Here is a 7,166-nt window from a genome sequence, read left to right as displayed (position 1 = left end):
ACTGCATTGATATATGATGCAGTCTTTTTTACTTTGTGCGTTGAATATTAATGCCATTACCAGTGCTATGCGACGATAAAATGGAAGACGTATTGTTACGCAATCCAATCACGACATAGATTGATTTTCAAATGGAATAGTACTGTAATATTCGGGATTGGTTCTGATTGTACTAATGGAGGGTGTTGTGTCTGATAGCTGTGCAAAAGTGTTAGCGGATAAACAACTGACTATTGTCTTTATTGAAAGCGCGACCGCTGGATATTTATCGCATCGGTTCTCTGTGTGTCCGTATTCAGGCGATGTGTTAATGGGTGGACTGGTATGCTATGACGTCTCAATAAAAAAGAATGTATTGAATATATCCAGCCAGTTAATTGATGATTGTACTCCTGAATCATCAGAAGTCACGCAAGAGCTCGTCAATAAATCTAAAACGATGTTTGATGCAGACTTACATGTCGCTTGTACCGGACTGCTAAAAAAAGGAGGCTCTGAAACCGAAGAAAAGCCTGTTGGTACCTTTTTTTATTGTATTGGCTATAAGGATGAAGTATATGATTTTCGCAGCTTATGTGATGGGCCACCTGAGCAAAAACTACGCAGCATAAATAGCCTTATTTGTAAGAGCATTATTGATATTGTAAACAATCACTAATGACTAGTTCACGATTTTGTTATTAAGCGCTTTCGCCCAACCTTTTGAATGATAGCAACGGTTGCATACTTCATTTAGCGCTGAGATATGTTGCACATAGCCACAATGCATACAGGCATAAGGATGTCCATCTTCTATCACTTTCGCTACCTGAAACTCTTTAGGAAAAATAGGCAGTCCATACTGCGTTTCATCGTGTGGAAATAACAATACACTAAATTCACCATCTGTTTCGAGCAAGCCTACCTCTACTTGTCCTAGGTGACGCACGCCTTGTTGACGCATTTCAGTAAAAAATTCATCGTGCGACATTTTACCTTTTTCAACATCTTCAAGTATCAACAAACCATTTTCTACGATATAGGTAGGCTTACCTTCTAATAAAAGCTCAAAGAGCTTGTGCTTTGTAGTAAACCAAGTACAAAGTCTATAGAGAAGTAGGACGAGGCTCATGATGAGCGCTGCTTGAATAAGTGGCAAATCTTCAGTAAACATTGGGTCACCAGCGATAGAACCCAGTGCCAAAATCATAGTTAACTCAAAAATAGTGAGTTGACGAATACCGCGTTTGCCAGTACTTCGTAACAACAAAACAATCAAGCTAAACATGATTATAGTACGTATGGTTATTTCTACTGCAAAAGACCATGTTGTGTCATAAATAAAAATACTTATCCAGTCCATTTTGCTCTCCCTTTGTTTTTTAAACATTCATTTATTCAAATACGAGATAACTGCTTCTTAGATATGCTAGCGTAAGTTTGTTGTTAACTAAGTTTAAGTACTGTCAACCTTTAAAAAATTTTCACTACAGCTCGTATTCTACAGATACAAAAAAACCAGTGGTTAAACTGGAGATTTTTTATAACAAGCTGAATTTGGTTAACTCGTATTTAATCATATAGCATTTCTAAAGGTGTCTTAGAAAGTTTGATTCTACAACCAGTACTTTGTCTTTTAACAATCTACTATTAATATTAATAAACATATTTATTTAGGGTTTAACAATATACATTAGACTGTAAGTAGTGTTTAATAATTCACATTAATAGTAACTATGTCAGAATAGCTATCAGGCTTTACATCAGTATTTGGTACAGTTACGTATACAGTATGTGATTGCGCGGCGCCATTACCTTGACCTATGACACCATTGGTTAAGGTAGCATAGGTGTTACCATTGTTGCCCCATACTGCACCACCTCCATTTGATTGGAGTTGATAACGTACCACATCAACGTTGTCTCTGGTTCCTCTCAAGACTCCAACACCATTATTATTTACTACACCGTTGTACATAGAAGGAGCTAAACCAATGTTGTAGGATGTTTCATTGGTGCAGGTGACATTGATAAGATTAGACGCCGATCCTAAGATAGGTGTAGTGGTCGCAGTAACTCTACCAAGATCTAAAGCTCCCGTTGTAGTAACGGCACAGTGCGCATTAACAGAAGCCTTACTATTATACGGGAACTCATAGGTTGAAGCTGAGCTGTCTACGGCAATACAATTGGCTGGGGCACTTCTTCCCTCTGTTGAATTGACTGTCATAAACACTTGGTTCTGAAGCGTATAATTACCTGGAATAAGCTGGGGTTGTCCAGCAACAGTCTGAGCATATACCGTAATACTACCAGTCATAGTCGTGCTGTTACTTCCCGTCAACACCAGTTGGAGCGGTTCATCATCTGTAATTGGCTGTGTGAAGTTTGGATCGGAGAATAAATTGAAAGCTAATAATGAGTTACTTGGTCCGAGTAGTTCATAGTAGGGATGGTTGGAGTTTAAAGGTCCAAAAGTGTAGCAGATTCGTGCAGTTGAATCATGTCCCTCACTTCCTTTGCATTCATAATTAAGGGTTGCCGAAGTCGTAGCTGGGCTGGATAAAGGATCAACCACCCCAAAATTTAAACTGTTGATATTGTTCGCACTACCTGATCGGGTACAGCTAATGGGTCCAGAACCAATATCAGCGAATGTGGTTGCAGGTTTAGTTAAGAAAAAAATAACTAATACTATAAGTAATATGTAATACCGTTGAAGTCGTAACATTATTGTACCTTATGACAGACAAGAGGACCGATAAGCGGAATCTCGTCACTTTGCTTGGCGTAATGAAATTTCACTGTACAGATACCATCAGAAGGCGTAGTAACTTCCAGTATATTGTCCTCCCCTAAAGTGTCTAGATATACTTCTCCATCAAAACCTATCACTGACGTTGGCGCATCCTCATTAGATAGAATTTTTACTTGACTACCAAGCGCAATCGGTTGATACGCGCTGTCTGTTAAAATAATAGTTGCGGAGCGGACCGGTGCAATATCAAAGACTACCATGACTCCTGTGCGATCCATTGGCGCTGCTTCAATATTCACTTTATTGATACGCGTATCAGCAGGCAACTGCATAGGGTCAATACCAATTTTATTGTTTTGATAGGCATTAAGTGACGTTACTAGTAATAGTCCATGTTTGTTGGTAGTACCGACGGGGTTATTTTGTAACAGGACAGGCACGTTAGCGATATCCCCTGTAGATACTACAGCAAAACCATTATCAATTTGGCGAGCAGGGAATATACCACCGCCCATCATCACTAACGATCCTATACCACTGGCATAAGTAGCATACTGACTATCAATACTGCTGATTCCACCTTGTACCCGTCCGTATCGCCCAAGATAACTTAGCTCAGCCAACGCACTAACACTATTATAATTTTCTATATTTTTATCTAAAAGTGTAGCAGAGTTGGTAGCTGCGCTACGCCTTACCTGCGCGCGCCAGTCAATACCACCTGATCTTTTGACTGATTTTGAAATATCAGCAATCACGACATTATGCTCGTCTGTGTGTTGCATACTACTGCTTATCGACATATTGCGATCCAGAGATAAAGAGGCCCCAATGGAAATATTACTATTAGCAGAATGATTGAGATCATGATTGTAATTCATGTTTAGGCTCAAGCCTTTACCAAAGGCTTTAGACCAATAGGCACTAACGAATTTTGTAGACTCCATCTCAGCCTGGGTAGTCTGATTGTAACTTAGCCCAAAACTTCCTAGGGACGGTGAGCTATAGCCAGTTGAGATTTGCTCACTACGTCTTACAGGCGCAGCGCCATACTGTGAGCCTACATCACGGTACACTCCATGAGTACCCAATGCATTAAAACCCATACTAAATCTATTGTTATTCCAAGAATAATTGGTACTATATTGTATACCGTCCTCTCCCTGACTGTCGCTACTAGCTATCGAAGCAAACAAAATACCACCTGCGCGACCTAGTAGCCAAGTCCCACCAATACCTGCATTGCTAAGGCCATGAACCACCTCGGCATGGGCTTCTGCGGTAAAATTATTGCTTACTCCATAACGCAATGTACCACTGGCAGCAATAGTGTCACCATAATCAAAAGACTCAATCCCATAACTTTCACGAACTGCTCCAAGTTCTAGTGACCAGTCAAGTAATTCTGGTTGTAGCAAACGATGAGTATCATATAAAGAATAATTAAGAGTCGTGCTCTGACCTAGTGCATCTGTCACCACTAGTTGAGCAGTACCGGCTCCACTAATGCTGGGCGCAGTTTTTAGCTCAAAAGGACCTGCGGGTACTTGGCCGCTATAGTGTTCAAGACCATTGACATACAACTCTACCTCTGAAGGTAAGGTAGCTGACCCAAAAAATGACGGCAAAGGTGTGGTTGATCGATAGGGTTGTAGATCAAAATTGGTACCAATCTGCAGACCTCCCAAACGTGTAGAACGCGTCCAAGACAGTGCACCTGTGAGAATATCACCTGCACGAACTGTCAGTAACTTGTCAGGGAACGACTGACTCCAGCTCGTATCTAACCTTACCGTTTGACCTTTCCATTCACCGTCAAGACTGACACTATCAGCAGAACGATTGCCAGTAGTTAAAGCAGTAGAACTAACTACACCGTGAGCGTTAAACGCGCGCAATTCAGTATAAGCGCTTAGATTTTTGGCATTGTGATGGTTTTGAGTGGCATGAATATTATAGTTCAATAGAAGACCAGGTGATACGGTTGGTATCGGACGCTTGTTAGTCCGCGTATTACGTATAGTAGTATCTAAATTGAGCATATTAAGAGGTGCGATAAGCTCAAGCGATTGCTGACGCATGTCATAATCAATCTTGAGGTCAGGCAAACTCTTGAGTGGAATAGTATCGTTAACATCTTGTGGTAAGATAAAGCCCATTTGTTGTAGGACAGCAGTAGTTGCCCAAAGGCGGTCGTCATGGTAGACAAAGTGAATCAGACCCTTACTTGCGCCATTTAGCGTAACGTCCAAATACAGATCCAATCCAGAATTATCGTTAGGGTTATAGCGCTTCGTATCAGGCTGTACCAGTTTATTATCGTTACTATGTAAATCGTTGGTATTGGAAACTAAGGTATTCATAGGGGGTTTAGATGAAAAAGCAGTGTCTTTAACGACACTGCTAGCAGAGATACCTTCAGTTAGAACCGCAGCGTGGATAGTAGAAACTGCAATACTTTGTAAAAAAAGGATTTTAGCGAGCAGTATTATCCAATGTGACGTCGGGTGTCGTCTTTGTACCATTCAGTATAACCTTGAATGTACCCCCTGATATTAGAGCAGAGGATGATATTTTCAGTGTCCAATACATAGTTGCACCGGGTAACACATACCCTAGCAAACCTTGATGGAGATCTAGGCTATTGCCAGCTGTGTCAACAAAACTCAGACCAGACAGTTTTGCATGCCCATTACCAAGATTACTAACACGTATTTTGACCTGCTCGTTATTCGGCTGCGGATGCATACTCCACTGCAACTGCGGACTCGTCTTGTTGACCCCTAAGGGCTGCACAAACACTGGTAGTGAGTAGCTTAAAGCGAACTGTAGGCCACTCGTTTGTTCTGGTAATTTGACTGGTATCTCATTAATCAAAATCCGATAAGAACCCTCTACAGCATCTGTACCTTGTGGCGGTGCTTTGGCACGGATAATACGCACCAACTGCTGCTCACCTGGTTTTAGCTCTGTCATAGGTGGACTCGCTAATAACTCTCGCGAAGGAATGAGTTGATCACCTGTATCGTCTTGCATCCATCGATGTATCCGCACTTGTGCGTTTATCACATGATTACTAGAGTTACTTAGTGTCAAACCACTAGCATTCTCTCGAGCTTGTAAGCTTAAAGAGATAGGAGAGACTTGAAGACCAGCTGCCATTGCCATACCAGAATAAAGTATAGCTCCTACAAACAGAGTTGGGCGTACTATACGACATAACCGAAGAGCTAACATAGTATTAATAAGCTACTGATACGTTAATAGTGTCACTGTAAACACCAGGTTTCACGTCAGCGTCATCAGTCACTGTTAGATATATAGTGTTAGTAATACCAGTCTTATATTCAGTTGCCGCAGTAGTAGTAAGTGTATTACCAGTACCTCCCCAGGCAGCGCCTTCAGCTGAGCCAGAAGTCAACTTATAAGCAATTAGTTCTCCTGCAAGTTCTGAATTTCCTAAATTACCAGTACCATTGACGCTTTTAGTTGATGATGGTATTAAGCTAATAGTAGCAGAGTTACCTTTGGAGCAATTTACAGTTAAATCAGTAGATTGTGTTACTGCTGCAGTCGCTTGGCCTGCTTGAGTATTATTAAGTTTAACAGCTAGAGGTGCTGCACTTATAGTACATATAGACTCAACCTCCATATTAACGTCAAAGCTACTGGTTGCAGGGCTGGAAGCAGCATTCGCACTAGTAACAGCAGCTACGCTACCGAATAGAAATAAGGTCGCGGTTTTAGCAAATTTCTTAAATTGCATGGTAAATCTCCAGATATCATAAATTTCGTGGTATAAAAATAATATATAAAAGCAAATAATTGTTTATTTATTTCATTTGCAATCGTAATTTACTCATTACCTTACTGTAACCTTATAGTACAATTAATATACTTTAAAAGTACGAATAACATATATTTAGTTTAATAAATATACAAAAAAGCATTATATCTTGCTATTTGTGTCTATATTGTAATGTAATCTGTGTACACTTGCATACTAAAATTTTCAGTTATTATTCGTCTTTTGTTTATAGTAGATTATTAGCATGATTAATATCATAAATGATGACCAGAAAACAATTTGAATATATTTTTGATAATAATACCCCTCATATACCCTTTATCTTTTATATATAACTAAACCGATGCACCTGAAATTTGAATTCGCTGAGAAAACTGCAAAGATAAATTTGTAGGTTAATTGCTTGTTTAGGTTTTTGCCATGAGTAAGAAAATAAAATGTTGTAAAAAGGAGTTTTTAATGGGATTTGCAGGTAGCGATATTAATGTAAGGAGTGCTGTTGTATAACTAAGGTATGCAGTACAAAGTATTATTTAACTTTTTAGATGTCTTAAAGATAAGTAAATTTTCATTATCATAGAGTGTCACGAAAGAACTTTCCGCCACAGCCCATATTTTACA

General features: G+C 39.7%; 6 protein-coding genes. 1 reads left to right on the top strand and 5 read right to left on the bottom strand.

The features are described 5' to 3' along the window. Positions 1–175: 175 nt before the first annotated feature. Positions 176–658 (top strand): CinA family protein, encoded by a 483-nt coding sequence (locus tag PENNN9_RS08065; RefSeq protein WP_058369186.1) that lies wholly within the window; start codon positions 176–178, stop codon positions 656–658. 3 nt (positions 659–661) lie between these two features. Here PENNN9_RS08065 and PENNN9_RS08060 read toward each other — a convergent pair whose 3' ends face one another. The 5 genes from PENNN9_RS08060 to PENNN9_RS08040 all read right to left on the bottom strand — a co-directional run bounded on the left by PENNN9_RS08060 (position 662) and on the right by PENNN9_RS08040 (position 6,503). Then, on the bottom strand, positions 662–1,342 hold the full coding sequence (locus PENNN9_RS08060; RefSeq protein ID WP_058369185.1) for a DUF421 domain-containing protein: 681 nt from the start codon (positions 1,340–1,342) through the stop codon (positions 662–664). Positions 1,343–1,690: 348 nt separating this feature from the next. Then, positions 1,691–2,710 (bottom strand): spore coat protein U domain-containing protein, encoded by a 1,020-nt coding sequence (locus PENNN9_RS08055; RefSeq protein WP_058369184.1) that lies wholly within the window; start codon positions 2,708–2,710, stop codon positions 1,691–1,693. Next, a complete protein-coding gene (locus tag PENNN9_RS08050; protein ID WP_058369183.1) occupies positions 2,710–5,262 on the bottom strand; it encodes a fimbria/pilus outer membrane usher protein in 2,553 nt (850 codons plus the stop codon). Before PENNN9_RS08050 ends, PENNN9_RS08055 begins: the two co-directional genes overlap by 1 nt. Continuing rightward, on the bottom strand, positions 5,213–5,899 hold the full coding sequence (locus PENNN9_RS08045) for a molecular chaperone (RefSeq protein ID WP_082638043.1): 687 nt from the start codon (positions 5,897–5,899) through the stop codon (positions 5,213–5,215). The genes PENNN9_RS08050 and PENNN9_RS08045 overlap by 50 nt, the downstream gene beginning before the upstream one ends. 79 nt (positions 5,900–5,978) lie before the next feature. Next, the gene (locus PENNN9_RS08040; protein ID WP_058369182.1) at positions 5,979–6,503 is read right to left on the bottom strand and encodes a spore coat protein U domain-containing protein; all 525 of its coding nucleotides are present in this window, start codon (positions 6,501–6,503) and stop codon (positions 5,979–5,981) included. Between the last annotated feature and the right edge of the window lie 663 nt (positions 6,504–7,166).

Origin of the sequence: Psychrobacter sp. ENNN9_III, from assembly GCF_001462175.1 — a bacterium.
In the GTDB taxonomy this organism is placed as follows: domain Bacteria; phylum Pseudomonadota; class Gammaproteobacteria; order Pseudomonadales; family Moraxellaceae; genus Psychrobacter.
The sequence above is the reverse complement of the archived record's forward strand: the minus strand, read 5'-3'. Positions and strand labels throughout refer to the sequence as shown.